This window comes from Mucilaginibacter kameinonensis (genome assembly GCF_003675385.1).
Lineage (GTDB): Bacteria > Bacteroidota > Bacteroidia > Sphingobacteriales > Sphingobacteriaceae > Mucilaginibacter > Mucilaginibacter kameinonensis.
In genome coordinates this window covers 15,429-42,182 of sequence record NZ_RCWZ01000009.1, presented here as the reverse complement: position 1 = coordinate 42,182, position 26,754 = coordinate 15,429, and the positions used below count along the sequence as shown (strand labels likewise).

Genomic DNA, 26,754 nt, shown 5'->3' with positions numbered 1-26,754 from the left:
TTTGAATCTCATGGACTTAGCAAAATTAATTGATAGATATAACGCCCTGGGGATTGCCCAAGTGGTAGACCATGAGAAATTTAATCTTATCTCAATTGTTCACCACTCCACTAAACTTGAAGGTTCTACTTTAACAGAACTGGAAACAAGGGTTTTACTTGAAGATGGCTTAACACCTAATAACAAAGCGTTACATGATACTTTGATGGTCACTGATCATTACGCTGCCTTGCAATATACTTTAAAAGAAGCGCGCGCAAAAAGACCAGTATCGTTGGAGTTATTAAAAGAGATCAATTCTTTGGTAATTAGAAATACTGGCCAGGTTTATAATACTGCATTGGGTACCGTAGATGCATCAAAAGGAGAATTGCGCCTTGGCAACGTACAAGCGGGTAAAACATACTTTCCTAACTACAGTAAAGTAGTTCCATTGCTCACTGATATGGTTACAAAAATGAGGGATTTGATGAAGAAGCCTTTAAAACAAAGTGAGCAAATAAACCTATCATTTGATGCCCATTATAACCTTGTAAATATACACCCTTGGTACGATGGTAACGGTAGAACATCCCGGCTGCTTATGAATTATGTACAGTCATTTTATAATTTACCACTCGCTATTGTACATAACGAATCAAAACCGGATTATATCACCGCTTTAAATGAATCACTCGAAAAAAACGATATTAAGTTTTTCAGACAATTTATGAGCCAAGAATATGCTAAGTTATTGCAATCGGAAATTACCCGGTTTGAAGAAATAGACAAGCCTAAACTGGGGAGAGGCTTCACTTTAATGTTTTAGATGATATCAAGATATCTTTATATCAATACGCCAAGATATAACTTGAACAACAAAAAAATTTTTCTTTCTTTCACTGCTCTCGGGTGAAACGTTATCGAAAATTTATCTATCACCACAGAACCCGGTCAGTATATCAACGCCTATAAAAGTCCGCAACAGCCATTTTCAAGGTAGGCCCTTCAACCGCAGTGCCTTCCATCATATCACGGCCATGTAAGACCAATCTTTTTATGAGTTGTAAAGCCAGTTACTTCAACCGTTACACTATTACTATCTATCAATAAGAAAAAATTGAATTTGATATAAAAATATAAAGATATCTTTGTATCTTTATATAAATGATTTATCAATGGTACATTTAATAGAAGGTCAACCAATAAAGCTACCCTATTTAACGCCACAGGATTTAATAGATGAATTTACGGCTAACCTTAAAAGGTATTCATGGGCAGACTTATTTAGTGTTTTAGACCATGAATTAGCGCCGTTGGTGCGCGTTATTTTACGTGCGGCAATCCGAGCCAAAGAAAAAAACCAAGCGTTTACATTAACCTTAGAACGCGCCTTGAAACGGGTTAATCAAATAGAAAATACAAAACGGAAAAACACTGTCCGCAGGTTGTATAAGAAATGGGGGCTGTTTGCGATGGAAGAGATCAATAAAATATACCCTGATTATAATTCGGAAATGTTGCCAGGGGATGTGCTAATTAAGCGTTCAATGTGTAAGGCCGGTAAGAAAAAAACGAAATATGATTTTAGAACGTTGCAATTAGAAAAGCTGGAAGTGCTGTATCAAACTACAGAAGTAGACACGATAGAGTATAACAAGATTTGTGAACGCATTGCTTCGCTTACCTACGCGCATAAGTGCCGCAAGCCTATTGTTTTGAGAGTAAAGCTTACCGGCGAAACTTATGCCTATCCCTTCCACTGGACAACGCCTGAAAGAACGATTAAAGAATTTCATGCGCTTGCCAATACGCAAGGTATCACCCATGCAGAGTTACAGAGCTATAGAGAAAACGCATTAAATAGCCCAGTAAAATTTTAACTTTAATTCTGAATTATGAGAGAGATAAAAACAGCGGTGTTTCTAATGAAACATATTACCTTCTTTTGGAATAATGACATTGTGCAACGTGAGTTAAAAAGTGCTTATCCTGAAGAAGAAATGAGCATATCACAAAAGGTTAAATTTCTTGAGGAAATAATAGATCGGTACGAAAGGGAATGCAGCAAGCTTTATGAAGGCAAGCAACTACCTGATTTTGATCCTTTTTTTGATGATTACCCGCTTTATATAGCAGACCCTGAATATGCGTTAAATATCAATATTGGTGATACCATAAGTTTAAATAGCGATAGTTGGGATAGGTCATTTTTTACAGAAGAATATATTGAAGAAAATGAGCAGATCATGTACCGGTTATTTACTGAAAGCTTTATATGGAATAAATCATATAAACGGCTTTTGATAGTAGGGAGGCGTTTTTCCATCGGTAATAGCACCTTGTATTTTGATGTGGTTTTAATTTAGAGTTCAATAAGATAGGATGAAGAAGAATCTTTTTATTGCCCTGGAAGGCATAGACGGCAGCGGTAAAAGTACACAGGTTAAGTTATTGAAAAAAAAACTTGAAGGGGCCGGATTAAAAGTTTATACCACATGCGAACCTACGGATAGCCCAATAGGGAAAATCATAAGAGATATTTTTAGTGGTAGGATGGAAGCAGACCACCGAACCATAGCCGGTTTATTTGTAGCTGACCGGCTCGATCACTTATTAAATAAAAAGAATGGCATTTTAAAAATGCTTGAAGAAGGCCACACAGTAATTACCGATAGATACTATTTGTCATCCTACGCGTATCAAAGTCCCCACATGGATTTAGACTGGGTAATTCAGGCAAATTCGTTAAGTGCGGAATTGTTGCGACCTGATTTAAATGTTTACATAGATATAAGTGCTGAAATTAGCGTAGCACGTATAGCCAAAGGCAGGGAAACTACAGAGTTGTATTAAATACTTGATAACCTGCAAAAAGTAAGAACAAAGTACCTGGAGGTTATTGATTTGTTAAAAAATCAGGAAAGCGTTTTTATTGTAAATGGAGATCAGGAACCGAAAGAAATAGCCCACGAAATATGGGACAAAATATTATCCAAATGATTAAAGTGAAACACCCATTAGAATCTTGCAATCAGCAACAAGCCGCCCTCTTAATGTCGTGTCCCCAGGAGCAGAAGCGATATCATGAACTAATGTTTAATTATGGTAATGCGGTTTACAGATATCACAATAATGCCGAAGGGTACTTGCCGACAGAGCTTGACTTTAACGAATGGTTAGAAGGTTTGCCGGATAACATACGTAAAGATATGGAGCGAAAGGGTTTTGAATACTGTAAGAAGGTTTTATCCTTCACCCGTTATGTTAATGAAAAGAATGATGTAGGCTTAGAGGACTTTGTGATACAACAAATGGGCGAGGATTTATATAGAGAGTATCAGGATAAAGTAAACAACTAAATTTTTAAATTATGGCAGAGTTTAAAGTTAGAAAGAAATTTTTTGATGAAGACCCGGATATAAGAACGTTAGATACGTTAACTGATGATGAAATAGTACAGATTATTGATCGCCTTTGCATGGGCTTCCTGATGGTTAATTACCGGGACATTACCAAAGTCGAAGCCGCGTACCATCCAACGCCGGACGAAGGCAGTTTGTTTATCAGAATAACTACCATAACCGATGACGGTTGGGACGGTGAAAAGCCGCAGGTTACAGAAGTTTACGGTCTGGATTTTGCCATCACCTATGACGAAGAGTTGCTGTACACCCCAATGAACAAAGCGGTTTGCGAAGAGAAATGGTTAATTGAGAATGGTATCACTCACGATATTTCAGAACATTGGTTAGATGTAAAAAAATTCTACGAGTTATTCAGCAAGGAATTTAAGATATGGAGCACAAAGGGCATATCGCCAGTGAACCCGGCAACAGCTATTTATCCTGAATGGCGTGAAGTTAAATCTGAAATTATAGCTACCATTAATGCTTATTAGCCCAAAAACTTAAAGATGATCTTAATAGGATTTATTCAAACCGGTAAGCCCAGGGTATTAATTAATCCTATTATTTGCCGGAATGAAACAGAAGCTTATACTTGGCTTGCCAGTTTTTTTAACGATGAAAATTTTAAGTTGGATAGTCCGCTCACCCAGTTAAAAGTAAGCCAATCATTGGCAGAGAAAGTCCCTGTCCTAATAGCAATAGCAGGTTATGAAGCTGCTATAATGTTTGGTGATGAAAATATTATTATGCAAAATATAGATCGGATTTTTAATACTGATCTTTTTGATTACAAAGACTTAATGGCAAAATAAGATAAAATGGATATAAAGATGATTAAGGGCCGGTTAGACAGTAGCGAAATTATCGAGCTACATAATGGTGAGGATTTAGCACTCGTTAGTAAATCGAAAATTACTGGCGACTACCTTTTTATTTTTAATGCAAAACCTCTTTTTGGCTATAAAACTTTTCGTACTTTTCAGCAAAAGGCTAACAATAAGATCAGCCAGTATAGCCTTCAAGAATTAATATCGTGCGAATGAATTATTTGTAGTGATGTTCAATTTGTAAACCAATTTCATCAACAAGTTTTTGCGGTAAAATCGTACCGGAAGCTTGCAGCCAGGTAAAATCTTCTGTGTATTCTATAGAGGCCATCCATTTGTTGTTAAAATGAATATTATACGAGGTGTGCCCCATTATAACCTCACAATAAACGAGTTCGTCCCCATAATCGATACCAAAACCAAAGGCCGGATATTCGTTTTCTTCCATACGCCAAAATAAACAAAATAAAACTTTACAACTCTCTTGATGTTGCTAATATTTTTAGCATATTTTTGTGCTTCATAGATTGATGTAGAAAATGGCAGTGCAAGCAGCAAATGTAAATTATCGAGGAAATCTTAAAATTCCGTTGGCGGGGTGGGTAATTCATGCTGCATTTGAAAGCCCGGCCACCGATTACGAAGAAGAAAGAATTAGCTTGGATGAATTTGTAACCCGCCATCCCGAAGCTGCTTTTTATATAAAGGTTACAGGAAATTGCATGATAGGTTCTGGCATAAATGACGGCGATTTGCTTGTAGTTGACCGAAGCTTAACACCAATTAGCGGAGATATTGTAATTGGTGTTCTGAATGGGGATCATATTATTGCTTGTTATCTCGAATATAACGGCCTGAAATACTTAGTTCCCGACAACCCTCAATATGAACCGGTAAAAATAGAGCAATACACCGAATTTAACATTGAAGGTGTGGTACCTCATACACTTTTAAACCAAAGGAGACAAGCTAATGTACGCGCTAATCGACTGCAACAATTTTTATGTGAGTTGCGAAAGAGTGTTTCAACCGCAGCTACGAGGCAAACCGGGAGTAGTCCTAAGTAATAATGATGGGTGTGCTATAGCCAGGAGTCAAGAATCAAAAGACATGGGTATCAAAATGGGTACTCCTTTCTTTGAGCTTAAGGAGTTGGTTGATACAGGTAAGCTTTGGTGGCGTTCCTCGAATTACGCACTCTATCAGGATATGATGTACCGTATCACGGCTATTGTTGGTGAGTTGTGGCCGGAGATTGAAATTTACAGCATTGATGAAAGTTTTTGTGATCTTAAGTTATTTAAGAACCATGATTTATTTGCGATGGCAATTAAACTCAAACAAAAGATTTTTCAATATACCGGCGTTCCTGTTTGCATAGGCATTGGGCCGACACGCACCTTAGCTAAGGCAGCCAACCGAGTAGCCAAAAAGCATTTTGTTGAAGGCGTTTTTATGATTAATGATGAGTTGAGCAGGATGCTCGCTTTAAAGAAACTACCCATCGAAGATGTTTGGGGCATAGGCCCTCGTAATGCAGCTAAATTAACTAAGATAGGTATAAGTACAGCTTGGGATTTCGCTGTAATCAATGATTACGCTTATATAGAAAAACGGTTTACAATAACCGGCTTACGTACCTGGTATGAATTACGTGGCACTCCATGCCTAAAAATGGAATATGTCCGTGCTGATAAAAAGGGTATCAATACCGGAAGAAGCTTCGGGCAAAAGACAGATGATTATCGGGTTATCGAAGATGCGCTATGCTCTTTTGTCCAAAATTCCGCTCCAAAATTACGCGAACAGGGGTCACTTTGCGGACAGATACAAGTATTCCTGATGACCAGCCAGTTTGAGGTTACCCACAAAATAAAAGCTATTTCGACAGTAATAGACATAGCCATACCGACTAACATCACTCAGGAACTATTACGATACGCTACTGAATGCTTAAAAAGGCTTTACCAGCCTGGTTATCCTTATCAAAAAGTTGGGGTATATATGACCCGGTTTTCACCGGCAAGCAGCGGGCAGCTGTATCTTTTGGACGATCCTGAAAAGCGGAAAAAGTTAGCAGATGTAAGCCGTTTAGCAGATAAGCTCAATAATCGTTTTGGAAAAGATTTTGTACGATTTGCAGCTATGGGTTATGAGCAAAAATGGAAGATGAGGCAGGAATATTTATCTAAACGTTACACCACCCGGATCACTGAATTATTGGAAATTGGCGTTCACCCATTTTTTATTCAAAAAGATTGAGTTGGCTATCATCATCATTAGCACCTGGTTTATAAGTTTGATCACGGTTCATTTCATCATCAGGAATCGTAGTAAGCACGTCGAGATAATCTTTAATATTTGGCAGGCTTTTGCTCAGCCATAATTTTTCCTGTTCTTTAGTTAGTGCAACCGGCATACGGTTTTTGGTGTGAACCTCGGCCACTTGCTCATTTGCCACATTTGTAATTATAGCAAAAGAACGGTAAGCAGAACCAGTTTGGGGGTCGCGCCATTCAGACCACAAGCCAGCCATTGAAAATACTGTCCGTTCTTTTAATTTGAACATCCAATGCTTTGTGCGATCTGCGTCTATATGTTGAGGTTCAGTAAAGCCACTGGTTATAATGATACACCGCTTGTGACTATTCATCAACTTAGACCATAAAGGGCTTTTAAGTAAATTTTCCTTTTTTGCATTAAAGGTCGATCTTGTCATCATGCAGGTAGGAGCATCCCAGGGAACCAAACCAAAATGCATTTGTTGTAACCGCTCTGGCTCGTCTGCCGTAATCACCCAGGCTTCATCCGTTATGCGAATATCTTTTTTTACAGGCTTTGCGATACAATCTTCGCCAATTTCCGCCACATAAGCAGAAGTTAATTCTTCCTCAGTAACTTCGAATGTTATACGGGAACACATATTATAATGAAGTCAATGGCGATTGTGATTTGATGAAATTAACAATTTCATACTCCGTATCGAGATCAAGATCACTGTTCATTTCCCAATCCGACTTATCTTCTGTAAAACAGAGGCTGGCGAGGTGTTTTTCCGTGTCGCTCTCTATTATAAGGTATACATCGGCATTCTCGAATCCGGTTTGCCCGTGATTCCAATGTTCGGGAATGATTGTTACATTTTTAACCGTTCCGTTAAGGTTGATACCAACTATTTTATGCATGAGCTATATTTTACTTTATAATACAGCAATATAACGTGATTTGTTTATTTTGCCTCTTATGGAATTTGGACGTCTCGACCCTAATCAGCTTTCTGATATTGACTTTTCCCTGCCAAGTGACCCCCAAGGCACACTAAACGTCTTAGCCAGTTCAGAGGTGGCAATACCTACGAAAATTTATATAGGATGTGGCAGGCGGGGACATAAAACATGGATAGGGAATTTTTATCCCTCTAAGATTACGGAAAAGGACTTTTTGAATGAATACGTAAAGCATTTTAATAGCATAGAATTAAGAGATACTTTTTACCAAGTTTGCACAGTAGAGAAGATTGCCGCCTTAGAAGCACAGACTATAGCTAACCCTGATTTTCTTTTTTATCCGTTAATGCCCCAAAGCATTAGTCATATTCGCCGCCTTAGAAATGCGGAGGCCATAACCATTGAACATATAAACAGTTTAACCGCTTTCGGTAAAAAGTTGGGGCCTTCACTTTTGCAGTTAGGAGAACATTTTTCGCCTAAAAATATCGCTCATTTAGAGGACTATTTAGTTGCGCTTCCGGAGCATTTTGATTTATTCGTTGAATTGAGAAACAAAGCCTGGTTTGAACAAGATATATTAACAAAAGTCATTGAAATATTTAAGGCTAAAGATATAGGTTTTGCTATTACTGATACGCCGGGTAGACGAGACGTACTACACATGAACCTCACTACGCCACATGCTTTTGTAAGGTTTTCGCCATCGGGAAATCCAACGGTAGATAAACGCAGGTTGGATTTTTGGTGTGAAAAAATCGATTATTGGAAAAGCGCGGGACTAAGATCGTTAGGCTTTTTTATCAACCATCCCGAACCTCATTTTGAACCCGAACTTTGCGAGTATATGATCCGTAAGCTCGGACTTTAAATACCTGCGGTCATAGCTTATTAAATACCGCATTAATATTTATTTTTATACATTGACTAAAGTTCTAAATTAGCTTCATAAAAAAGCATCGATTCGATAATAATTCCTTTATGGATATAACGCAAAAGACACCTACCCTTGATTCGCTCACCATCAAAGATCATAACTATGATTCTAAAATAGAAGCGTTAAATATTTTGGCGATCTTAAAAGTCAAAGACTACCTTGAAATAGCAAACACCATCAAAAACAATAATGAGCTGCAAAGAAAGAGGGTAGGAAATCCATCAACCGTGTATGCACTGCTAAAAGAGGACTTAAAAAATGGATGTCTAATACCATCAATTGTACTTGCTTTAGACGATCAATCAGAAGCGGTATTTGATATCCATGAACCCGATTATAAGAAAGTAAAGGAAAACATTAGCGAACGCTCTGAATCTATAAAAATATTAGATGGCCTTCAAAGGACTAATACATTAATTGATTTGTCTAATGATTTAAAGAATAAAGAAGGTAAAGATGCTGAACAAATTACCAATGATTTAGCTATCCTAAATGATTTACATGAAAGAAATATTCGAGTAGAGGTTTATTTAAATGTTAGTAGGTTTGGAATCCTTTATAGGATGTTAACTCTTAATACTGGGCAAACACCGATGTCATTAAGACACCAAATAGAAATATTATATTCGGACTATTACATTAAGGAAAAAGACGGAATAGTTTTAACCAGGGATGCCTCAGAAAGCAGACCACCGAAGTTAGGTCAATACAAATTTAGTGATGTTGTTGAAGGTGTAACATCGTTTATTGATGGTTCTGAATTTTCTTTAGATAGATTTGATCTTTTGAACTACATCAAAACCCTGAAAAAACTTTCCTCTGAAAAAAATACCGGAGACATTTTTGATTCATTTACAATCACTTATCATAAATTATTGACAGAACTTGTTAAAAAGTCTAATAATTGGGAGTTAAATTATGAAACCTTAACAGAAGAAAATCTTTCTTTTTTCCCAGTTCAAAAGGTAGATGATAATGGAAAAGAAACACGTCTTTCACCTTTCGGCCGAACAGCACAAGATATTTTTTTAAAGGCTCAAATTTTTACTGGATTAGGTGCTGCATTGAGCTTTTTAAAGCAAAAGGACGTGATATCCGATATTGTCAATTTGCACGGCTTTATAACAGAAATTAAATTTGCAACAAGCTCTAAAGAGGCGTTTGATACCTTGGTTGTAAGATTAGAGCAAATAAGAAAAGAATCTAAGAAAATTGGCGAGAGCCAACGTACCTTTTTTAAGTTTTTCTTTATATCACTATTCAACGAAAATGATCAAGATTCATATTTAATATTTGAGAATGCTGTTGATTCAGCTTACCGAAAAACCGTGTAAACTTTTATGGGTTTAGTTTTAACTGATAATTCAAAAGCCCATTTTGAAATTACTTTAAAAAACTGGGATGCGTCAACGGCAGGTGAAGGGACGTTAATCAATGATGCGGGGGACACATTTATTATTAAGTATCCTTTACCGCTTGTAAGGCCGAAGGAGGATTTTTCTTCATGTAAGATATTTTTATTAAAAAACCGGTTCGGATCAAAAGACGATAATTGTTTCAATGTTGAAATTAATAACCAAAGAAAAGGAATCATTTTTCCCATTTCGATCTTTTCCAATTCTTCAATTTTACCACCAATAGGCGATTCCAAAGAATCCGACTTTTTTTATCGCTTTTTGCATATTAGTTATTACCATTTACTCAGCGCAGATCTTGTCATTAACAAGATTAATGAGGTAAATAATCTGTTTGACCCCAGTTCGCTAAAAATTCAAGATTTTTATGATGATGAAACGGTAGTATTATTATATCATGATACTAAGGATCAGCTATCAGTTTTCGACCTACAGATTTATTATCCGCAGCTTTATAAATTAGGATATGCCCCAATTATAAAAGAGACCGATTATTCTGAAATTGAAATTGTAAGTATACCACTAAATGAGACGTTGCTTTACTCGTATAGTCTTTTTGACAGTATCAAACTAAAGAGTATTGACAATGGTTTAATTGAAGAAAAATACATATCTCAGCTTTTCGAGAGCACATTGAAAGCTGCAATTCCTCCATTATCCAAATTCATTTTATTATATCAGGTTATTGAATTGTTGATTGATAAGATTGCCATTGAGTACTTTAAAAATAAAGCTCCTTTTAGTTCTAAGATGTCAGCCTTAATGATAAATACGATGTCCGCGACCTCATTTAGAAGCGTCATGGATAACGTAACTTTGATAAATAAAGATATTAATGCTGCCATTGATATAAAGAAAGAAGATACCAGGATAAACAAGTTATTCAATGAAAAATGCAAGCTTGAAATTTCTGATTTTCCCAAGTTGGAATCCTTAAGTAAAACATTGCTGCCGGAGAAAAATTGTGAAACCTTAACTGAACATGTCTATGCTTTACGGAATAAAATTGTGCACGACTATCACAATCTTAGCGGTCAATTTGCTGATATCGACGACTTATTACGCAATTTGAATATTGAGTTTGAAAAATTAATTTTTGAAGTAATTGTAAAATATGAGAATTGTTAAGTACTGAAGTTTCCGATAAGCCTAATGGTTTCACGAGTGAGGAGCTTTAGAGCTAAAAGTAAACCGGATTTGGTTTTTGTTAGCGAGTAATCGGATTGAACCCGCCTTTTTTTGTCAGTCAGTATCTTATAAATAAATAAAAACTTTAAAAGATTGTATATATGAAAAATGAAGAAGATTACCTGTTTGAAAAAGCTGATCGCGAGTGGCAAAAGCAAGAAGAACAACAAGCAAAGTGGGATGAACATGAAAAATATTTAGAAAGCTTATCAGATGAGGATAGAGAAGAGCTAAGATTGGCTGATGCAGAGCGAAAAAGACAAATCCGAATTAAGCGTAATAGGCTACCATCTTAATTCCCTGGCCCTACAGGTTAAATATCAAATTTTAGAAATCCCGGTTTATATACTTCAAGTAAAGCATCAATGCCATTTCTAAAGGGATCTTCGTCGAGGCCTTCTATATGATTAGTGATATTCTCATACGAAAATTGCACCTGGTGCCCATTTTCAACTCTTTTTCTAAGCACAATACCGATATAGTCTAATATCCGGTTTAATTGTTCAAGATGAACTACTTCTACTATTTCTGCCATAATCAAATATATTCATTGTGGTGCTAACTAACGCTATCTGAATTGTTTATTACCCATTACACAAAAACGAACGTTTTAATGTAATCTGCCGGAACCGATTAAAAGTCGGTTTTTTTGTGCCAAAACCATTACACAAAACTATTACACAAAACCGATTACACATTATTAATTAATTATTACCTTTAATTGTAAACTTATGAATGCCAAAAATGATTATGCCGCGTTAACCGCAGAAGCTGCAAGAATTAAATCCGAAATGTCCTTGCTGGATTACTTTTTCACCTTAGAAAATATCGGCACATTACGTTACGAGGGCAAAAAAGGGAAGGAGTACTTTTTTGGCTTTGACCACCAAAAAACGGGTTCAATCAGTATAAAAGACAAGGATAATCTTTGGTACGATCATGCCCTTGGTGAAGGTGGCGATATAATAAAGGCTGTACAAAAATTTGAAAATAAGACATTTGTTGAAGCTATTAAGCGGTTATCCAATAGCACGGATATCATTGCCGATGGGTATCACGCCTTCTTTAAAAAAAACGGCGAAACAGAACTGGACATTGAAATAAAAAAAGTACTCGACACGGTGCAGCATCCCGCTTTAATAAATTATTTGCATAGCCGGGGTTTAGGAATTAAAGATGTGGAGGGAGTAGCAAAGGAAGTTCACTGGTCAACCGGAAAAGATCACTTTTTTGCAATTGGTTTTCAAAACGCCAATAACGGTTACGCCGTTCGGTCGAGCGTGTATAAAGGCAATTTGAAGGGCGGTGGAATCTCCACTTTCACGGTGGGGAGCCAACCGCAAAGCATAAAATTATTTGAAGGTTCTATGGACTTTGCCAGCTATAGGCATTTATTTCCTGATGAAAGTTTCAATGCCATTTTGCTTAATGGAACCGGTAACCTTACAGAGTTGCTTTGCGAGAAAATTAATACCAAATCCATTGAAAAAGGCATACCAGTTCATACGTATTTTGATAATGGCCGTGATGGAGTAGGGGGCAAGCATGCAACCCAAAAAGCTATCAAGCTTATTAAAGGTGCCACCGACCAGAGTTCCTTCTACGCTGAAAAAGGATTGAATGATATTAACGATTTTTTAATGGCGCAGCGCGGCGAGTATAAAATGAAAAGATGATGGATGCAGATATTTTAGCGGCGTTGTACGGGACTGGAATGAAACAGCCCGCCCATCAAGCAACACTCACAGATGTAATCTTAACGGCCGCCATCGGCGTATTACTTATCACAGCTTTGGTTTTTGGATTGCAAAAGTGTTTGAATGATTATATTCGGGAATTAGAGCAGGAGTACAAATCATTAATAAAATAAAGCGGCTTACTATATGATTTTTGGCTATAAAAGGGTTTCAAAAAAAGATCAAAATTTGCACCTGCAAGATGATGCTTTAAACAATTATAAATGTGATAAAGTATTCTTTGAAAAGGAAAGTGGGGTTAAGTTTAGAAAGGAATGGGAAGCCCTTTATACACAACTTAGAAGTGGTGATACGGTTGTTGTGTGGAAGATCGACAGATTAGGCCGTACAGCCTGGGAACTAATCAAACTAATGACCGAGTTCAAGGAAAAAGATATCCGTTTTATCTCGATCAGTGAAGGTATCGATACAGCTACACCGATGGGTAAGATTTGGTTTAGCCTAAATGCCATCCTTGCTGAAAATGAACGAACCGTTCAGATCGAACGGACTGTAGCCGGTTTAAGGGCTGCTAAAGAACGTGGCAGGGTAGGGGGCCGTCCCAAAGGTTTAAGCCCTGATGCAGAAAGCAAGATGAAGAAGGTGAAAAAGCTATACGCAGCAAAGGTTAGTATAGCGGAGATCAGGAAAACGCTTGATATAAAAAGCAATAGCACCGTTTATAAGTATATCAATTATCATTAAATGCTATCACACGAATTGAGGCGCCGTCCTTCCTTAAACAAAACAATTTATAGAATGATAGCAAAACTTTGTGCCGGCCGCAAGATCTGAAACCGGTTTTGATAGCAAATGGTCAACCAAGAGATCTTCAAGTTTAATTATTTTGATAGCATTTTCATATACTGAAAGCAACTTGAATTAACCGGCAAAAAGAATAACTTTAATCAACCCTAAACCTATGAAAAAGACAGAAAGCCCTTTTGCTGATTTTAAGGAATCGGCATCAAACATTAAGAAATTTAAACCATCAAATGAGCTTTTTACGCTTATGCTCAAAGATGGACGTATAATTCACTATACAACCAATGAGCCAAAGGCTTTTGAAAAGTGGTTAAATGAAAACAAGATTGAAAATATAAAAGAAGATATCATTTGAAAATGCTATCAATTATTCGCCGGAGCATGCCCAGGCCCGGCCAGATCAGTGTTACAAGTGATAGCATTTTTGAGACCGGCTACCAGGCGCTGCATGGAATTTTGATAGCAGTATAATTTTTTGTCGCGAACGATCTAAATACGGGAACCCGTAATTTTAATTATTTATTAGTTTTTAGTTTCCCGGCATGATAGAATACCAAGAACAAACCGAAAAACAATCCATTACCGAAATGGTGCTTAAAATATTTGTGGCTCATTTTTTACGTAGGAATCTTACCGCTTATGAAATGATCAATGTCTTTAAGTTAGTCGAGCAAAACCCTGACGGCAAAACGAGGTTAGATAGTCTGTTAAACGGGAAATACACAACTGATTTAACGAAAGGACAAATTGAACAAGCAATTGAATATTTAAGTGACTTTGCTGAATCCAACCATATCTACATTAAAAAGAATTTTCTTTTGCAGCTTTTGTCAAACTTCTACCAAAAACAACGCGAAAAAAACCAGCTTAATGAAAGGGTAACCGCTTTAGCCGAAGCCGGGTATTTAAACCCCACTCTTACTGCCGGTGAAATGATTTGCGTTTTTGATTTAATAGAACATAATCAGGACGGTAAAGACCGAATACGCAGACTTATCGAGGAAGATTGTACCACTGGTAAGTTAAGCGAATTGCAAATTCAGCAAGCAATAGAGCTTTTAAATGATTATTCTAAAAATAATATATAGCAGACCTATTATTTGGTCTTTATGGTCATAAACACTTTGGTGTATCTTGGTTAGCAAAAATACTGGCTGCAGCCAGGCTGCGACTATTGCATTGCTATCATTTTAATCAGCTGGAGCTTTTACCTGGTTAAAACTATGATAGCATTATTCATTGGCCGGTCGATTGATCAGCGACTACATTGCTATCATTTTCTTTTTGCTGTATTATACATATAAAAACTTTGTGCCCTTATATCCAACCTTAGCTTTTGTAACCTGTTATATTAATAATTACCCTTAATTCCTTAAAAAATGAATTGTATAGTTGAGGTATTAGATACCAACCCCAAACGTGATATTATTATAAACGCCAGTAAAAACTTATCTATTGAAGTTTTTGCAATGTTTGACGAATTTTCGTTTGACGCAAACGAGGTACAATATTATGGTGATGATCACGGCGACCCGTTAATATTTCAAACGGTAGGATATTCCGGTCAGGAGCAAATGGATATTGAAATGTCCATATTATGGTATGCTGCCAATTTATTGGATTATCCCGACATCGAGTTGCGAACCGAAGAATAACGCTCAAAACTCTACTCCGTCTAAATCTGCATCTTCGTGATCTTTAATAAAGGAAGCAAGCTGCACAATTTCTGAATATGACAAATCCATATCGCTATGTTCCCAATGCTCGTGGGCATCATCAAAAGCGATATATCCGTGACTTCTATCTTCTTCCCAAATTTCATAAGCCCCTGTAAAACGCTTTTCACTTTCTACATAATCAGGAACTATAGTTATAGTCTTTCTGTTGCCTTCGGGTGTGTCAATATCAAGAACAACCGGCGTTGTAAAATATCCCATATCAGTGTTATTTGAACTTTAACTTATTTAACTAACAAAAAAGCTGCCGTAATTATCTCACTACTTTGTTTTGCCGATAAAGCCACTATATTTGCTTCTATAAAAATAATCAACTGGTATACCTTACCAGTTTATTGTGATAAGGTTTAGGTTAAAAGCCGTCTGAAGCAAGTTTGGACGGCTTTTTATTTATATCAGATTACAACATGATAAATGATAGCATATCAATACAGGAGCGCCCGCTGATCAGGTCAGATCGGCAGCCAAAATGATAGCAAAAACTATTTTTATTACCAGGCATCGCATATAATTATGATAGCATAGCCCCATTTGTGGTATCAGTTAAGAATAAAGGAAGGTGTGAGTATGATAAAGGTTTCTCTTGTAAAGTTTCAAGAATTAAACAGGTACCCGATTTTCCTCAACTTGTCTAAGAAGTATTTCTAAGCCTTCACTACGAGACATTTTATTGCCAAATTCTTTTAAGGATTGCTCGTCGTGATAAATACCGTTTGGGTCGTTCCAGGCGAGCCATTCAATAATATCCTCACGGCTCATGCCATTAACCAACAAGAGCAATTTATCTTCTGAAAGTGTCGTTAAAGACTGATAATCGTAACGTGTGTTAGCCCAAAAATTCATATTTAAAAATACGAATTATTCAGAAATATCAAGAATAAAAATTAACTTTTAAACAAATTTTACCGGTAATGGCGGATACTCATTCAAAGGAAACACGCAGCTTTAATATGTCCAAAATCCGCAGTAAGAATACTAAACCGGAACTTAAGGTGCGTAGATATTTATTTTCGCGCGGGTTTAGATATCGTCTGAACGTAAAGGAACTTCCCGGAAAACCTGATTTGATTTTACCCAAATATAAAACCGCGATATTTGTACAAGGATGTTTTTGGCACGGACATAAAGATTGCAGATATTTCGTTGTACCGAAAAGCAATGAAGGGTACTGGCTGCCAAAGATAGAGAGGAACATTACTCGCGACAAAGAGGCCGCAGAAAAATTGACAGGATTAGGTTGGCGTGTTTTAGAAGTATGGGAGTGTGATTTAAAAAAGGGTAAAATTGAAGACACCCTACAAAACCTTGCAGCTACCATAAAAAATACTGATGAATGAATTTAGAAAGCAAAAGCACTTTTAAAGTAAAGGTTGAATATGTTAAATACGAGTGGTTAAAAAGTTTAGCGTTAAAAAACTTAGGCATTAAAAATATAAATCATTTACGCGACCGGTTTGAAGGGCAGGTATATTTTAATAATTTTTTGGTACGCTCTTATGGTGAAATAGCCCTGGAAAGGTTTTTGGGAACGCCGCACATTGATGCGGGCCGGAAAGAAGCTGACCGGAATTATACCCCAGCCTTTAATTTAAATTCCCAAAAGATAATCGTTGTTGCCTTTGGCTTTGGAGAAACCCCTAAAATACCTAAGAGGGAATTTGATATCGCAGTATTTATATTGGTTAACCTGGAAAACCGAACATGTGATATTTTAGGGTTTATGAACCGGCAAAAACTAATTCAATTCATTGACAGCAAGTTACTTTCCCCTTTGGACGAGAAGAGCCATTTAGGGGTGTTTAAAACTTTTCACGAACTATTACCGATTAATGAATTAAGTTTATACTGACTTACTGTTTTTAGTGCTAATTATATTAGTACTTTTGATTAAAATAAGATACATGATGACACAAGAAAAACCTAAAATTATTTCATTGTTTTCAGGTTGCGGTGGCCTTGACCTTGGCTTTCATAAAGCAGGTTATCAAACGGTATGGGCTAACGATTTTGAACATTTTGCTTGTGAAACATTTAGTTCATATTTCGGCAATGGAATAATTGTGGAAGGCGATATTGAACAAATTGATCCCTATAAAGATAAATCTATCCCGGATTGTGATTTAATTTTAGGCGGGTTTCCTTGCCAGGATTTTTCGATGATTTGGAAACAACCGGGCCTTAACGGCAAGCGTGGGAATCTTTATAAAAGCTTTTTGCGTTTTGTTGATGCAAAAAAGCCAAAGGTTTTTATCGCAGAGAACGTTAAAGGGCTGTTAACGGCAAACAATAAAAAAGCTATTCAGCAAATTATTAAAGATTTTGAAAGCATTATGCCTGGCTATATTGTCACGCCTAAGCTTTATAATTTTGCAGATTATGGAGTACCACAGTTCCGCGAACGGGTACTAATAGTAGGCGTTCGTATAGATACAGGATTTAACTTTACCCATCCAGCACCGACACACGGCCCTAAAGGACAATATCCTTACGTAACTGCCGGGGAAGCTATTGCAAATGCTAATGATATCCCCTTTAATAATGAACACATGAATATAGCCGAGCGAACTAAGGAATTATTAAAACTCATTCCCGAAGGAGGCAACTTTACAAGTATTCCTAAAGAGCACCCTCTATATGTTAAAGGCATGATTAGTCACGTTTATAGGCGGCTTAAATTAGATGAACCATCAAAGACTATAATCGCCGCCGGTGGCGGGGGAACCCACGGCTACCACTGGCCGGAACCGCGTGCATTAACGAACCGCGAACGCGCACGCTTGCAATCATTCCCGGATGACTTTATATTTAAAGGAACTGTAGCAGATGTTAGAAAGCAAATAGGAAACGCAGTGCCGCCAAATGGGGTATTTGCTTTAGCTAAATCTTTGCTACCGTTGTTTACGGGTAATTACCATCATGCTGATCTTGAAAAGAAAAGTGCAGAGTTTCAAAGTATGACATTAAAAGAGCGCCTTGATCTAAGTATAGCAGTTTAATTTTAATGGAATTACTATTATCAAATTTTCAACCAGCCTTTTTTCCTGATTTTAATACCTCGCGAAGTTATTTTGAAACTGCTTTAAGAGATTGTGCAGATTTAAAAATAGCGAGTGGCTATATCTCGTCAGATTCTTTAATGGATTTGAAACGAGTAATAGAGCTTAACAAAAGGCCAACTTTGGAGCTTTTAATAGGTATGCATTACTTTGATGGTTTTACTGAAAATCAGTATGACGCTGCATGTATATTGAATGATTATTTGATTAGTAACAATTTGGGAGGTGTCTATATTGCCGACACTCTTAAATTTCATGGTAAAATGTATTCTTTTATCATGCAGGATGCCACTAAAACTGCAATTATAGGATCTTCCAATCTTGGAAGTTTGTTTGATAATGTTACTAAACAGTATGAAACAGATTTTCTCTTAAAAGGAGATGATTCTATTGTAATTCATACATCGGTTAAAGAAATAATAAATCGAATAGGGGCACCATTACGCAGTGTTACTATCACTGATTTCCTAAAGTTCAACAAGCTGTTGGATAATAATTTAGCTGTTGAGAAGGTTGATAGCAGCGATTTGGAGGATATAAAAGACAAAAGGACTTCTACTTATTTTGATATCGAAATAAAATCCGAAGAAAAAAGTAATTTAAATTGTTATTTCGGAAAAGGCAGGGACAACGGCAGGTATGTTAAGCCTCGATCATGGTATGAGGTAGAAATTATAGTTTCTTCCACTATTTTTAAGCAGCCAGGTTATCCCCGCGGAGAAACCTTTACCGTCTTTACCGATGATGGTTGGTCTTTTCGATGTACCACCAACGGCTCCAACTATAAAAATCTTAGATCAAAAGACGATTTAAAAGTATTAGGGAAATGGATTAAGGGACGTCTTGAAAACAGCGGAGCTTTGAGAATGGGAGGACAAGTAACGAATGAGGTCATTGCTAAATATGGCCGAAGCTTTATGCGCTTGACTGCAACTACAGAACCAAATATTTGGTATCTTGATTATGCCCAGTAAAATGAATCATTTACAAACTTATCTATCGATCATTGGTCTACAATCTTCTTCGCTTAGAGACACAGTCGAGGAAACCAGCAGGTCGGTTTATCAGCTTATTGAAGATCGGTTTGATTACAGATCACATATAACAGGATTGCTTTTAGGCAATGTACAAAGCGGAAAGACAGGGCAATTGCTTGGTGTTGTAACCAATTTGGCAGATAGGGGATTTGAACTTTTTGTTCTTCTTACAACGGATAACATTTATCTTCAAAAGCAAACTAAGGAAAGAACCGAAGCATCACTACCAACTTTTAACGTTTATGGAGAGGACGATGACGTTCCCTTTCTAAGCGACAGGCTGGTAAAACCTCTCATTGTTGTCCTCAAAAAAAACAGTAGCGTTTTAAAAAGGTGGCGTAATACTTTTGCATCGTCAGGGTATTGCTCAGGTAGGCCAATAGTAATTATCGACGATGAGGCTGATGCAGCCAGTCTTAACACGTTGGTTAATAAAGATAAGGTAAGTACCATAAATAAGCACCTTGGCGCATTAAAGGAACTTTCCGCAAGTAGCCTATATTTAGAAGTTACGGCTACCCCCCAGGCGATATTGCTTCAAAGCAATATTTCGGGATGGAAGCCCGCTTTTATTTATTATTTTAAGCCAGGAAGCGAATATATCGGAGGGGATTTTATATATGCCCAACCAAAACCCTATTGTATTCAATTTACCGATGAAGATGAACTCGGCGCAATCAAAAATGAAGAAGGCTATATACCGGAAGGGTTAAAAGTCGCGCTTTTTTCATATCTCATAGTTTGTGCCCACTACCACATAAAAGGCGTAAACACCTGCAATTTTCTTGTGCACCCAAGCGTAAAAATTAATGACCATTTAACTTTTTCAAATGTTCTTGGTGAACACTTAAACGAGTTTCTTTTAGCAGTAACAGATGATACCGAAAGCTTTATCAGACCGCAGCTTGAAGCTGTTTGGAATGATTTAAGAACAACCAAGCCCGATATTGAAAGTTTTGAAGATGTATTCGAAGCCGTTGCTTACCTGCTTGAGAATGAGTTGATCACAGTAATGACGATGAACTCGACAAGCGCAATATCTATTAATTATCAAGTTGGCTATAACATTATTGTCGGTGGCAACAGCCTCGGTCGCGGTGTTACTTTTCCTAAGCTTCAAACTGTATATTATTGCCGAAAAGCGAAAACCCCACAGGCCGATACTTTTTGGCAACATGCTCGTATGTTTGGATATGATAGAGACAGGGGGTTATTAAGAATATTTTTGCCACCCTCGCTTTACAATCTGTTTAGTGAATTGAATATATCAAACAAGCTGCTTATTAATCAGATTACCCATGCTGATGTAAAAGATATTCAATTATTTTACCCTAAAGGTGTTCAGCCAACCCGTAAAAATGTACTTGACAATAAGGCCCTTAATTTAATAATGGGAGGGGTTAATTTCTTTTCATCATACCCAAGGCAAGATAATGGCTCCATTGTAGATAACCTTGTAGATGATTATGATGAAAAAGAGCATTATCATGTGGTTAATTCAAGTGTACTTGCCGAATTGCTTAAATATGTCGGTGACGAAGCTAATGAGGATTGGGATAATCAAAAGTATATAAACACAGTAAGCACCCTGGCTACTAAGCGACCCACCACGCGGTTCGCTCTAATTGTTAGGAAAGGCAGGGATATTGGTAAAGGCACAGGTACGCTTCTTTCTCCGACAGATAGAAGAATAGGCGATGGACTTAAAAATTGGGTCGTTTTAACCTTATATAAGGTTAATGGTTCAACAGATAAAGGCTGGTTAGGTGCGCCTTTTTATATACCAAATATCAGGTTACCTGATGGGGTTTGTATATATGATACTATTGATATATAAATTATGCCAGCAAAAAAGAAAATTTTAGGGGTACCCCAAGTCAATGAATTAGTAAAACCGACTGTTCAAGCATTGTTGAGCTTGGGCGGTTCAGGCAACATTCAAGAGATAAATGATAAGGTTTATGATTTAACTAAGCTGCCCGAAGAAATATTAAACATCCCACATTCTAAAGACGGCAGAACACAAATAGATTATAGATTAGCTTGGGCGAGAACCCGTTTGCGATTACAAGGTTTATTAGAAAATTCATCAAGGGGTGTATGGACATTAACAAACCCAAACATCAACATTGATGATTTGGACATTGATGAAAATCAAAAAAAATTCGATAGAAATAGAAGAACAACTACAGATAAACTTAAAGATTTGCCTATTGATGAAACCTTTGCAAATTCTGTTGAGGGAGCGGATGATGAAAATGCAGATTGGAAAGAAATTTTAATTAAAAAACTTTATACAATTCGCCCGGATTCTTTTGAACGACTTGCTCAACAGATGTTACGCGAAAGTGGGTTTATTCAAGTTGAAGTTACAGGAAAAACTGGTGATGGTGGAATTGATGGTAAGGGCATAGTAAGAATAAGTGGATTTCTCTCCTTCCATGTAATTTTTCAATGTAAAAGATATAAAGGCTCGATAACTCCAAGTCAAGTAAGAGATTTTAGAGGAGCTATGCAGGGTAGAACCGACAAAGGAATATTCATTACGACCGGAACATTTACCCGTGATGCTCGCAAAGAGGCCACAAGAGAAGGTGCATTTCCTATTGATCTAATCGATGGTAATCTTTTATGTGATAAACTAAAAGAATTAGAATTAGGTGTAAAAACTGAATTAGTTGAACATGTTGTTATAGAAAACGGTTGGTTTGATTTACTTTAATATTATTTGTGATTGAATGAGTTTATATATCCCTCTAAGCTATCTGCTATAACATTTAAATCCCCTTTTGCAACAGCATGTTGAGGGGTAAATAATGGCGCATGCAGGTTCTTTTGTAAATCGCTTAAATTGGTAACGTATATAGAATCTTCGAGGTCAAACGGCGTTGGATCTTCCGTAACGATATAAACGTCATTTGGATTTTCATCTTCAAAAAGATTTTCAATTTTGCAAATTTGACCTATAGCGGTGGGAGTAATTATGATATCCTGCATAACTCAAATATATATTTTTTAGTTCTTTGAACTTGTAGACTATAAGTCACAACTCGACTATAATACTTTGATTTTTATAGTCCTATTTTGTTTCTAATGTTTAAATGATAGCAAAAAATTAACCGTTAGACCTCTGCAGATCGGAAATATGATAGCATTTTTATCACAATAAGATCTTCCGGACTTTGCTTATTGATAGCAAAATATATTATAAAGATGCACACTACTGGGCATCTTTATAGATAGTCACGAAAGCTTATACTTATCCGCTATAGCTTGTAAAATCAGGTTTTTTACACTTTCGCCCCGGTTTGCACTCATTATTTTTAACGCTTTTAGCCAGTCCTTCTTCATCCTTAACGGGTAAGCTGTAATTTCTTCACCTTCCTCTGTCTCAGCTTCGGTTTTTCTTTTTGCTGTTTTTGCATCATCACTGGGTGGTGAAAACAAAGCATTCGCACCGGTAAGGTTTTTCTGATTTTCTTCGATGTTTCCAAAATTCTTCTTTGCCATAACCTTATATTTTTGTTAAAATTTCTTTTACTAAGTTTTCGTAATCTATTGCTCCGTTTGATGTTGGTGCATATCTAAAAATATCTTTTCCTTGGGTCGGCGCTTCCGCCAGGGCAACATTTACCCTTATTTTTGTTGATAGCAGCTTGTCCCCAAAATGTTTCTGTACGCTTTCGGTGATATGTTCTGTTAAAAGTCTTTTAGGGTTGCATTTTGTTATAAATACCCCTCCAATAGTCAAGTTTTCATTGTAATGCGCTCTTACATCTGATATTATAGCAACCATTCTATCTATCCCCCTATATGCATAAAATTCGGCTTCAAGTGGTATCAATACAGTATCAGCAGGCACGAGGGCATTAATAGTAAGCATTCCCAAGGCCGGAGGGCAATCGATCACCACGTAATCATATTTCGCCTTTAGTTTCTTAAGCAGGTTTTTTAAAATACTTTCCCGCGCCATTCTTGACACAAGTTCAAGTTCGGCTCCCACCAATTCTAACGAGGATGGCACGAGGTCTAAATATTCATTGATTTTTACGATTGGCAAGTCCGCACCGTCCCTGATACTATTGTAGATGGATGACTTAACATCCTTTATGCCGAAGCCTTCTGTTAAATTAGTTTGCGGATCAATGTCGATTAAAAGCGTTTTCTTTTTTTGAAGTGCAAGCCCGGCACCAATATTTGCAGCGGATGTGGTTTTGCCCGTGCCCCCTTTGTGGTTAAGTATAGCAATGGTTTTCATATCAAAATTCTTTATACAATGATACGTAAATATCTTTATATATTGATATCTTGATATAAATATATTAATTTTTTAATTGCCGTTCAAGTGCAGTTATGATTTTATCTTTTGAATGTAGCAATTCAATATATAATGCACGTTCGGCATTTAATCTTTTGATATCTGCCTTAAGTAGTTCTATAACCCTGTCCTTTGTATCGGACGAATCGTTAGGGTCGGATGTTGAACTAACCGCTTCGGGCTGATCGGGAGGGGTTTCAATATAAAACATTTCACCTCGGTTGTTTTCTAAAAATGAAAGATTAACCTTGTGAACATTGATCAACATCAACTTAACCGGTTTTGATATTCCGTTTTTTCCTCTTTCAATATCCGAGTAACCACCTTGTGTAAGGCCAAGAGAATCCGCAAAATCTTTTTGACTATAATTTAAGGCTTTCCTTATTAGCCTCAATTGCTCATTCTCATTAATACCCATAAACCTTAACCATTCAATATCTGTTTAAATATAGCAAAACCGTAATTAGGTACCGTTCCGACAAGACCTGCTTTATTCCTTCACAATCGGGAGATTTGTAAGCGGTGTGTAAAGATATAAAAGTATCTACATTTTTTTATAGCTGTAAACCAACCCTGTCCGTATTGGTTAATGTATGTTAAAGTAAATAATATATAATTAATAACTAATATTGAAACAAATCATTTAACCTATGATTAAAGCCGACAGAAACCTTAAAGCATTAGTGATAAACATTCTCACAAATTCATTTGAAAACAACCTAAGTGTAAATTACATCGTTAAGCAGGACGAGAAACGCCAGGAGCGTATTAAAGCGCTCATGGATTATTCGTTTGAAATATGCTTTATGCACGGTGCAGTCTATTTATCCGACGATAAAAAGGCGTGTGCGTTAGTACTTTACCCTGATAAAAAGACCTTCTCAATTAAGGCAACCTTACTGGATATCGAGTTGGTAATTAAAGCCATTGGTATATCCCGTGCAGGTAAGGCCATGAGCCGGGAAAGTTCGATTAAGAGCAATTACCCAAAAGAACCAATCTATTACCTATGGTTCCTGGGGGTCATGAACAATGATCAGGGCCAGGGCATAGGCAGCAAGCTCCTTACGGACATAATTAAAGATAGCCAGGCGCAACAAAGGCCGATTTATTTAGAAACATCCACAACAAAAAACATCCCCTGGTATCAAAAATTTGGATTTTCTATTTATAACGAATTGGATTTTGGTTATAAACTGTTTATGCTTCGGAGGGGTGACGAGATACCAATCGTATGAAAGTCTTTAATACAGACATGGAGCTTGTAACATTTATCTTCATAATTTTTGAGGCAATAATGTTACTCTACCAGTTGTTGTTTTTTCTGCAAAGGCCCTTTGAGAAAAAACGGAAATATTACATTATTCTATTAATACTATACCTTATCTATAATGTATTTGGTGGTTTATATCCCGACCCCAATAATACCAGCGTCCCCCTAATGGTGCAGAATGCACTTGCCTGGGGAAGTGGTGTTGTTTTAGCCTGTTTCCTGCCTTACTATTTTTATAAGGCGTTTAACTTGGAAAGGTTGAAATTTCATGCGAGATATGGAGTATTGTTATTCCTATTGGCTCCATTCTCATTGTTTTTTGGGCTTGATTACTTAATCAATCATAATATAGACAGGGCTATAAAACATGGTGTAATCATACCATGCGTGTACGCAGTGATTTGTGTTATCGCGATGTATCGCTCCATCAAAGAAAAAGCAGATCAGAATGAAACAGATAGTAAGGAAATGTATTTGAGTTTAATCTCAATAGCGCCTTGGGTTTCTATGCCAATTTTATCTTATTTCAGGGTAAGCCAAATACCCGAAGTATTAGTGATGAACGGAGGATTTCTTGTGATTACCGGTGTCTTTATATTACAAGCAATTAAAGAAACACGAGAAAACAATATACGCTTACAAACTTTACTTACTACTGTAACCGATAGTGAAGTTAAAGAGGATTTATTTTTACGGAATTGCCAGGCATTTAATTTAAGCCCGAGAGAAATTGAGGTTGCAGCACTTATCGCAGATGGTTTGAAATACCGTGTAGTGGCCGAGCGGTTATTTATCCAGGAACGAACAGTTACCACGCACGTACAAAATATGTTTTTAAAGACCGGTGCTAAAAACAAGTTAGAGCTTGTAAATTTACTTAAAGGAAAATCCTAAATATTTAAATATCTGAATAGTCGTATATACGTATAGTTGCATAGTCAATTATACGTATTTTTTTTGCCCCTTATAAATCAGCAATTTATGAGTAAATACGTATAATCACGTAGTACACAAAACGCTACTTTTTTACCCGCAGAATAGTAGTTTCTACGTATTTACATCCTCTTTTTGAAGCCCCATATTTGTTATATCTATTCTTGAAAAACATAAATGGAGCCTTACATTCCGGTAGTGACAGTATTAGTCTACTATGTATTAATTGCTGTCATCGCTTGTATACGGGCATCAAAAAAAAGGCCAAAACCTTAATACCCCTAACTTTTTTCAAGCTTAGCTTGTTTATCAGATAATTTTATTACTCTGATATACAATTAGTTGTTTCATAAATATAGCGTTTTGATAAATTACCATTGTAAAATATAGCAAAACCGTATATTTGTATATCCGAATATCTGATTAGATAAATATTCAGATAGGAACAAACAAGGTCTTTGACATTGGGGGAAGAAGCGTTTTCGGTGCAGAGCCGAGAATTAAAGTGCAGTTGAACTCACTCTTTATTCATCGTGAATGATAAAAGACTGTTTTTAATGAACCATAGGCAGCCAGTTTTGGCAGGTATGTAGTTACCTACGTGAGTATTCCCGACTTAATATACAGGCAGCGTTAATGAGTTAACTACTGGTGTCAAAGCCACTGCCTGTACTTAGGGTCAATCCCTCAACTTTTTCTTTTTGCCGTACCCCTATCGGCCATCCAATTAATAAACCAATCCCATATCCATATATCTGAATATCTGTATATACAGATATTCCAATAGCCGGCTATTGCATAGTCATATATATAGCTATTCAAATATTTAAATAATTGAATATTGAGTTTGCCAGGCCCCTAATGGAGTGTGACTAAAATTAGAATCAATAAATGATGTGCGTAAACCCGTTTACGAC

37 protein-coding genes are annotated in these 26,754 nt (G+C 36.7%); 27 read left to right on the top strand and 10 right to left on the bottom strand.

The window, feature by feature from the left end; translation table 11 throughout:
* Nucleotides 1–10 precede the first annotated feature (10 nt).
* The 7 genes from EAH55_RS30365 (at nt 11) to EAH55_RS30335 (ending at nt 4,201) form a co-directional block, all read left to right on the top strand.
* Nucleotides 11–808 (top strand): Fic family protein, encoded by a 798-nt coding sequence (locus EAH55_RS30365; RefSeq protein ID WP_121813006.1) that lies wholly within the window; start codon nt 11–13, stop codon nt 806–808.
* A gap of 349 nt (nt 809–1,157) precedes the next feature.
* A complete protein-coding gene (locus EAH55_RS30360; protein ID WP_121813005.1) occupies nt 1,158–1,862 on the top strand; it encodes a hypothetical protein in 705 nt (234 codons plus the stop codon).
* Between the two features lie 15 nt (nt 1,863–1,877).
* Nucleotides 1,878–2,348 (top strand): hypothetical protein, encoded by a 471-nt coding sequence (locus EAH55_RS30355; RefSeq protein WP_162997113.1) that lies wholly within the window; start codon nt 1,878–1,880, stop codon nt 2,346–2,348.
* Between the two features lie 16 nt (nt 2,349–2,364).
* Entirely contained in the window at nt 2,365–2,835 is a 471-nt protein-coding gene (gene tmk, locus EAH55_RS30350) for a dTMP kinase (protein ID WP_244228408.1), read from the top strand.
* Nucleotides 2,836–2,978: 143 nt separating this feature from the next.
* A complete protein-coding gene (locus EAH55_RS30345; protein WP_121813003.1) occupies nt 2,979–3,341 on the top strand; it encodes a hypothetical protein in 363 nt (120 codons plus the stop codon).
* A gap of 11 nt (nt 3,342–3,352) precedes the next feature.
* Nucleotides 3,353–3,880, top strand: coding sequence for a hypothetical protein (locus tag EAH55_RS30340; RefSeq protein ID WP_121813002.1), 528 nt, complete (start codon nt 3,353–3,355; stop codon nt 3,878–3,880).
* A gap of 15 nt (nt 3,881–3,895) precedes the next feature.
* On the top strand, nt 3,896–4,201 hold the full coding sequence (locus tag EAH55_RS30335) for a hypothetical protein (protein WP_121813001.1): 306 nt from the start codon (nt 3,896–3,898) through the stop codon (nt 4,199–4,201).
* A 232-nt stretch (nt 4,202–4,433) separates the two neighbouring features.
* Here EAH55_RS30335 and EAH55_RS30325 read toward each other — a convergent pair whose 3' ends face one another.
* The gene (locus EAH55_RS30325) at nt 4,434–4,664 is read right to left on the bottom strand and encodes a hypothetical protein (RefSeq protein WP_121812999.1); all 231 of its coding nucleotides are present in this window, start codon (nt 4,662–4,664) and stop codon (nt 4,434–4,436) included.
* 91 nt (nt 4,665–4,755) lie between these two features.
* Here EAH55_RS30325 and EAH55_RS30320 point away from each other — a divergent pair, with 91 nt between their 5' ends.
* Together EAH55_RS30320 and EAH55_RS30315 are read left to right on the top strand one after the other, a co-directional pair.
* Entirely contained in the window at nt 4,756–5,283 is a 528-nt protein-coding gene (locus EAH55_RS30320) for a LexA family protein (protein WP_121812998.1), read from the top strand.
* The gene (locus tag EAH55_RS30315) at nt 5,189–6,478 is read left to right on the top strand and encodes a Y-family DNA polymerase (RefSeq protein ID WP_121812997.1); all 1,290 of its coding nucleotides are present in this window, start codon (nt 5,189–5,191) and stop codon (nt 6,476–6,478) included. The genes EAH55_RS30320 and EAH55_RS30315 overlap by 95 nt, the downstream gene beginning before the upstream one ends.
* Here the strand turns inward: EAH55_RS30315 and EAH55_RS30310 are convergent.
* Nucleotides 6,462–7,139, bottom strand: coding sequence for an SOS response-associated peptidase (locus EAH55_RS30310; RefSeq protein WP_121812996.1), 678 nt, complete (start codon nt 7,137–7,139; stop codon nt 6,462–6,464). The two genes, EAH55_RS30315 and EAH55_RS30310, sit on opposite strands and share 17 nt — an antisense overlap.
* Nucleotide 7,140: 1 nt before the next feature.
* Nucleotides 7,141–7,401 carry a hypothetical protein gene (locus EAH55_RS30305; protein WP_121812995.1) on the bottom strand — a complete coding sequence of 87 codons (261 nt, stop codon included), beginning with the start codon at nt 7,399–7,401 and terminating at the stop codon, nt 7,141–7,143.
* A 58-nt stretch (nt 7,402–7,459) separates the two neighbouring features.
* Between EAH55_RS30305 and EAH55_RS30300 the strand changes: the two genes are divergently transcribed.
* From EAH55_RS30300 to EAH55_RS30285, 4 genes are all read left to right on the top strand, one after another.
* Complete coding sequence (locus EAH55_RS30300) at nt 7,460–8,314, top strand: DUF72 domain-containing protein (protein ID WP_121812994.1); 855 nt, start codon at nt 7,460–7,462, stop codon at nt 8,312–8,314.
* Between the two features lie 110 nt (nt 8,315–8,424).
* Nucleotides 8,425–9,714, top strand: a complete 1,290-nt coding sequence (locus EAH55_RS30295; RefSeq protein ID WP_121812993.1) for a hypothetical protein — start codon at nt 8,425–8,427, stop codon at nt 9,712–9,714.
* 6 nt (nt 9,715–9,720) lie between these two features.
* Complete coding sequence (locus EAH55_RS30290; RefSeq protein ID WP_121812992.1) at nt 9,721–10,923, top strand: hypothetical protein; 1,203 nt, start codon at nt 9,721–9,723, stop codon at nt 10,921–10,923.
* 161 nt (nt 10,924–11,084) lie between these two features.
* On the top strand, nt 11,085–11,279 hold the full coding sequence (locus EAH55_RS30285) for a hypothetical protein (protein ID WP_121812991.1): 195 nt from the start codon (nt 11,085–11,087) through the stop codon (nt 11,277–11,279).
* 17 nt (nt 11,280–11,296) lie between these two features.
* On the opposite strand, the gene EAH55_RS30280 is transcribed toward EAH55_RS30285, so the two are convergent.
* Complete coding sequence (locus EAH55_RS30280) at nt 11,297–11,518, bottom strand: hypothetical protein (protein WP_121812990.1); 222 nt, start codon at nt 11,516–11,518, stop codon at nt 11,297–11,299.
* 196 nt (nt 11,519–11,714) lie between these two features.
* On the opposite strand from EAH55_RS30280, the gene EAH55_RS30275 reads away from it, so the two are divergent.
* From EAH55_RS30275 to EAH55_RS30250, 6 genes are all read left to right on the top strand, one after another.
* Nucleotides 11,715–12,659, top strand: a complete 945-nt coding sequence (locus EAH55_RS30275) for a CHC2 zinc finger domain-containing protein (protein ID WP_121812989.1) — start codon at nt 11,715–11,717, stop codon at nt 12,657–12,659.
* On the top strand, nt 12,656–12,853 hold the full coding sequence (locus EAH55_RS30270) for a hypothetical protein (RefSeq protein ID WP_121812988.1): 198 nt from the start codon (nt 12,656–12,658) through the stop codon (nt 12,851–12,853). Before EAH55_RS30275 ends, EAH55_RS30270 begins: the two co-directional genes overlap by 4 nt.
* Nucleotides 12,854–12,866: 13 nt before the next feature.
* Entirely contained in the window at nt 12,867–13,424 is a 558-nt protein-coding gene (locus EAH55_RS30265; RefSeq protein ID WP_121812987.1) for a recombinase family protein, read from the top strand.
* A 217-nt stretch (nt 13,425–13,641) separates the two neighbouring features.
* Entirely contained in the window at nt 13,642–13,839 is a 198-nt protein-coding gene (locus EAH55_RS30260; protein WP_121812986.1) for a hypothetical protein, read from the top strand.
* 187 nt (nt 13,840–14,026) lie between these two features.
* On the top strand, nt 14,027–14,572 hold the full coding sequence (locus tag EAH55_RS30255; RefSeq protein ID WP_121812985.1) for a hypothetical protein: 546 nt from the start codon (nt 14,027–14,029) through the stop codon (nt 14,570–14,572).
* 291 nt (nt 14,573–14,863) lie between these two features.
* Complete coding sequence (locus tag EAH55_RS30250) at nt 14,864–15,139, top strand: hypothetical protein (RefSeq protein WP_121812984.1); 276 nt, start codon at nt 14,864–14,866, stop codon at nt 15,137–15,139.
* A gap of 3 nt (nt 15,140–15,142) precedes the next feature.
* On the opposite strand, the gene EAH55_RS30245 is transcribed toward EAH55_RS30250, so the two are convergent.
* The gene (locus tag EAH55_RS30245; protein ID WP_121812983.1) at nt 15,143–15,421 is read right to left on the bottom strand and encodes a hypothetical protein; all 279 of its coding nucleotides are present in this window, start codon (nt 15,419–15,421) and stop codon (nt 15,143–15,145) included.
* 399 nt (nt 15,422–15,820) lie between these two features.
* Nucleotides 15,821–16,063, bottom strand: a complete 243-nt coding sequence (locus tag EAH55_RS30240; RefSeq protein ID WP_121812982.1) for a hypothetical protein — start codon at nt 16,061–16,063, stop codon at nt 15,821–15,823.
* A 68-nt stretch (nt 16,064–16,131) separates the two neighbouring features.
* On the opposite strand from EAH55_RS30240, the gene EAH55_RS30235 reads away from it, so the two are divergent.
* From EAH55_RS30235 to EAH55_RS30210, 6 genes are read left to right on the top strand one after another with little or no spacing between them, the layout of a single operon-like run.
* Nucleotides 16,132–16,557 (top strand): very short patch repair endonuclease, encoded by a 426-nt coding sequence (locus EAH55_RS30235; protein ID WP_121812981.1) that lies wholly within the window; start codon nt 16,132–16,134, stop codon nt 16,555–16,557.
* A complete protein-coding gene (locus EAH55_RS30230) occupies nt 16,554–17,069 on the top strand; it encodes a hypothetical protein (protein ID WP_121812980.1) in 516 nt (171 codons plus the stop codon). The genes EAH55_RS30235 and EAH55_RS30230 overlap by 4 nt, the downstream gene beginning before the upstream one ends.
* Before the next feature lie 52 nt (nt 17,070–17,121).
* The gene (locus EAH55_RS30225; RefSeq protein WP_208644988.1) at nt 17,122–18,216 is read left to right on the top strand and encodes a DNA cytosine methyltransferase; all 1,095 of its coding nucleotides are present in this window, start codon (nt 17,122–17,124) and stop codon (nt 18,214–18,216) included.
* A 5-nt stretch (nt 18,217–18,221) separates the two neighbouring features.
* Nucleotides 18,222–19,250: a restriction endonuclease PLD domain-containing protein gene (locus EAH55_RS30220; RefSeq protein WP_121812978.1), complete on the top strand. Its 1,029-nt coding sequence runs from the start codon at nt 18,222–18,224 to the stop codon at nt 19,248–19,250.
* A 1-nt stretch (nt 19,251) separates the two neighbouring features.
* Nucleotides 19,252–21,150, top strand: coding sequence for a Z1 domain-containing protein (locus EAH55_RS30215; protein ID WP_162997112.1), 1,899 nt, complete (start codon nt 19,252–19,254; stop codon nt 21,148–21,150).
* 3 nt (nt 21,151–21,153) lie between these two features.
* Nucleotides 21,154–22,035: a restriction endonuclease gene (locus EAH55_RS30210; RefSeq protein WP_121812976.1), complete on the top strand. Its 882-nt coding sequence runs from the start codon at nt 21,154–21,156 to the stop codon at nt 22,033–22,035.
* Nucleotides 22,036–22,037: 2 nt separating this feature from the next.
* On the opposite strand, the gene EAH55_RS30205 is transcribed toward EAH55_RS30210, so the two are convergent.
* From EAH55_RS30205 to EAH55_RS30190, 4 genes are all read right to left on the bottom strand, one after another.
* Nucleotides 22,038–22,310: a hypothetical protein gene (locus EAH55_RS30205; protein WP_121812975.1), complete on the bottom strand. Its 273-nt coding sequence runs from the start codon at nt 22,308–22,310 to the stop codon at nt 22,038–22,040.
* A gap of 246 nt (nt 22,311–22,556) precedes the next feature.
* On the bottom strand, nt 22,557–22,823 hold the full coding sequence (locus EAH55_RS30200; protein WP_121812974.1) for a hypothetical protein: 267 nt from the start codon (nt 22,821–22,823) through the stop codon (nt 22,557–22,559).
* A 4-nt stretch (nt 22,824–22,827) separates the two neighbouring features.
* A complete protein-coding gene (locus EAH55_RS30195; protein ID WP_121812973.1) occupies nt 22,828–23,571 on the bottom strand; it encodes a ParA family protein in 744 nt (247 codons plus the stop codon).
* Between the two features lie 64 nt (nt 23,572–23,635).
* Complete coding sequence (locus EAH55_RS30190) at nt 23,636–24,025, bottom strand: helix-turn-helix domain-containing protein (protein WP_162997111.1); 390 nt, start codon at nt 24,023–24,025, stop codon at nt 23,636–23,638.
* Nucleotides 24,026–24,281: 256 nt separating this feature from the next.
* Here EAH55_RS30190 and EAH55_RS30185 point away from each other — a divergent pair, with 256 nt between their 5' ends.
* Together EAH55_RS30185 and EAH55_RS30180 are read left to right on the top strand one after the other, a co-directional pair.
* Nucleotides 24,282–24,869, top strand: coding sequence for a GNAT family N-acetyltransferase (locus tag EAH55_RS30185; protein WP_121812971.1), 588 nt, complete (start codon nt 24,282–24,284; stop codon nt 24,867–24,869).
* Nucleotides 24,866–25,798, top strand: a complete 933-nt coding sequence (locus EAH55_RS30180) for a helix-turn-helix domain-containing protein (RefSeq protein WP_121812970.1) — start codon at nt 24,866–24,868, stop codon at nt 25,796–25,798. Before EAH55_RS30185 ends, EAH55_RS30180 begins: the two co-directional genes overlap by 4 nt.
* Nucleotides 25,799–26,754: the final 956 nt, after the last annotated feature.

Bases quoted from the DNA above. Each gene is read 5' to 3' on its own strand.
- EAH55_RS30365 (WP_121813006.1), top strand. From the start codon at position 11: ATGGACTTAGCAAAATTAATTGATAGATATAACGCCCTGGGGATTGCC.
- EAH55_RS30360 (WP_121813005.1), top strand. From the start codon at position 1,158: ATGGTACATTTAATAGAAGGTCAACCAATAAAGCTACCCTATTTAACG.
- EAH55_RS30355 (WP_162997113.1), top strand. From the start codon at position 1,878: ATGAGAGAGATAAAAACAGCGGTGTTTCTAATGAAACATATTACCTTC.
- tmk (WP_244228408.1), top strand. From the start codon at position 2,365: ATGAAGAAGAATCTTTTTATTGCCCTGGAAGGCATAGACGGCAGCGGT.
- EAH55_RS30345 (WP_121813003.1), top strand. From the start codon at position 2,979: ATGATTAAAGTGAAACACCCATTAGAATCTTGCAATCAGCAACAAGCC.
- EAH55_RS30340 (WP_121813002.1), top strand. From the start codon at position 3,353: ATGGCAGAGTTTAAAGTTAGAAAGAAATTTTTTGATGAAGACCCGGAT.
- EAH55_RS30335 (WP_121813001.1), top strand. From the start codon at position 3,896: ATGATCTTAATAGGATTTATTCAAACCGGTAAGCCCAGGGTATTAATT.
- EAH55_RS30325 (WP_121812999.1), bottom strand. From the start codon at position 4,664: ATGGAAGAAAACGAATATCCGGCCTTTGGTTTTGGTATCGATTATGGG.
- EAH55_RS30320 (WP_121812998.1), top strand. From the start codon at position 4,756: ATGGCAGTGCAAGCAGCAAATGTAAATTATCGAGGAAATCTTAAAATT.
- EAH55_RS30315 (WP_121812997.1), top strand. From the start codon at position 5,189: ATGTACGCGCTAATCGACTGCAACAATTTTTATGTGAGTTGCGAAAGA.
- EAH55_RS30310 (WP_121812996.1), bottom strand. From the start codon at position 7,139: ATGTGTTCCCGTATAACATTCGAAGTTACTGAGGAAGAATTAACTTCT.
- EAH55_RS30305 (WP_121812995.1), bottom strand. From the start codon at position 7,401: ATGCATAAAATAGTTGGTATCAACCTTAACGGAACGGTTAAAAATGTA.
- EAH55_RS30300 (WP_121812994.1), top strand. From the start codon at position 7,460: ATGGAATTTGGACGTCTCGACCCTAATCAGCTTTCTGATATTGACTTT.
- EAH55_RS30295 (WP_121812993.1), top strand. From the start codon at position 8,425: ATGGATATAACGCAAAAGACACCTACCCTTGATTCGCTCACCATCAAA.
- EAH55_RS30290 (WP_121812992.1), top strand. From the start codon at position 9,721: ATGGGTTTAGTTTTAACTGATAATTCAAAAGCCCATTTTGAAATTACT.
- EAH55_RS30285 (WP_121812991.1), top strand. From the start codon at position 11,085: ATGAAAAATGAAGAAGATTACCTGTTTGAAAAAGCTGATCGCGAGTGG.
- EAH55_RS30280 (WP_121812990.1), bottom strand. From the start codon at position 11,518: ATGGCAGAAATAGTAGAAGTAGTTCATCTTGAACAATTAAACCGGATA.
- EAH55_RS30275 (WP_121812989.1), top strand. From the start codon at position 11,715: ATGAATGCCAAAAATGATTATGCCGCGTTAACCGCAGAAGCTGCAAGA.
- EAH55_RS30270 (WP_121812988.1), top strand. From the start codon at position 12,656: ATGATGGATGCAGATATTTTAGCGGCGTTGTACGGGACTGGAATGAAA.
- EAH55_RS30265 (WP_121812987.1), top strand. From the start codon at position 12,867: ATGATTTTTGGCTATAAAAGGGTTTCAAAAAAAGATCAAAATTTGCAC.
- EAH55_RS30260 (WP_121812986.1), top strand. From the start codon at position 13,642: ATGAAAAAGACAGAAAGCCCTTTTGCTGATTTTAAGGAATCGGCATCA.
- EAH55_RS30255 (WP_121812985.1), top strand. From the start codon at position 14,027: ATGATAGAATACCAAGAACAAACCGAAAAACAATCCATTACCGAAATG.
- EAH55_RS30250 (WP_121812984.1), top strand. From the start codon at position 14,864: ATGAATTGTATAGTTGAGGTATTAGATACCAACCCCAAACGTGATATT.
- EAH55_RS30245 (WP_121812983.1), bottom strand. From the start codon at position 15,421: ATGGGATATTTTACAACGCCGGTTGTTCTTGATATTGACACACCCGAA.
- EAH55_RS30240 (WP_121812982.1), bottom strand. From the start codon at position 16,063: ATGAATTTTTGGGCTAACACACGTTACGATTATCAGTCTTTAACGACA.
- EAH55_RS30235 (WP_121812981.1), top strand. From the start codon at position 16,132: ATGGCGGATACTCATTCAAAGGAAACACGCAGCTTTAATATGTCCAAA.
- EAH55_RS30230 (WP_121812980.1), top strand. From the start codon at position 16,554: ATGAATTTAGAAAGCAAAAGCACTTTTAAAGTAAAGGTTGAATATGTT.
- EAH55_RS30225 (WP_208644988.1), top strand. From the start codon at position 17,122: ATGATGACACAAGAAAAACCTAAAATTATTTCATTGTTTTCAGGTTGC.
- EAH55_RS30220 (WP_121812978.1), top strand. From the start codon at position 18,222: ATGGAATTACTATTATCAAATTTTCAACCAGCCTTTTTTCCTGATTTT.
- EAH55_RS30215 (WP_162997112.1), top strand. From the start codon at position 19,252: ATGAATCATTTACAAACTTATCTATCGATCATTGGTCTACAATCTTCT.
- EAH55_RS30210 (WP_121812976.1), top strand. From the start codon at position 21,154: ATGCCAGCAAAAAAGAAAATTTTAGGGGTACCCCAAGTCAATGAATTA.
- EAH55_RS30205 (WP_121812975.1), bottom strand. From the start codon at position 22,310: ATGCAGGATATCATAATTACTCCCACCGCTATAGGTCAAATTTGCAAA.
- EAH55_RS30200 (WP_121812974.1), bottom strand. From the start codon at position 22,823: ATGGCAAAGAAGAATTTTGGAAACATCGAAGAAAATCAGAAAAACCTT.
- EAH55_RS30195 (WP_121812973.1), bottom strand. From the start codon at position 23,571: ATGAAAACCATTGCTATACTTAACCACAAAGGGGGCACGGGCAAAACC.
- EAH55_RS30185 (WP_121812971.1), top strand. From the start codon at position 24,282: ATGATTAAAGCCGACAGAAACCTTAAAGCATTAGTGATAAACATTCTC.
- EAH55_RS30180 (WP_121812970.1), top strand. From the start codon at position 24,866: ATGAAAGTCTTTAATACAGACATGGAGCTTGTAACATTTATCTTCATA.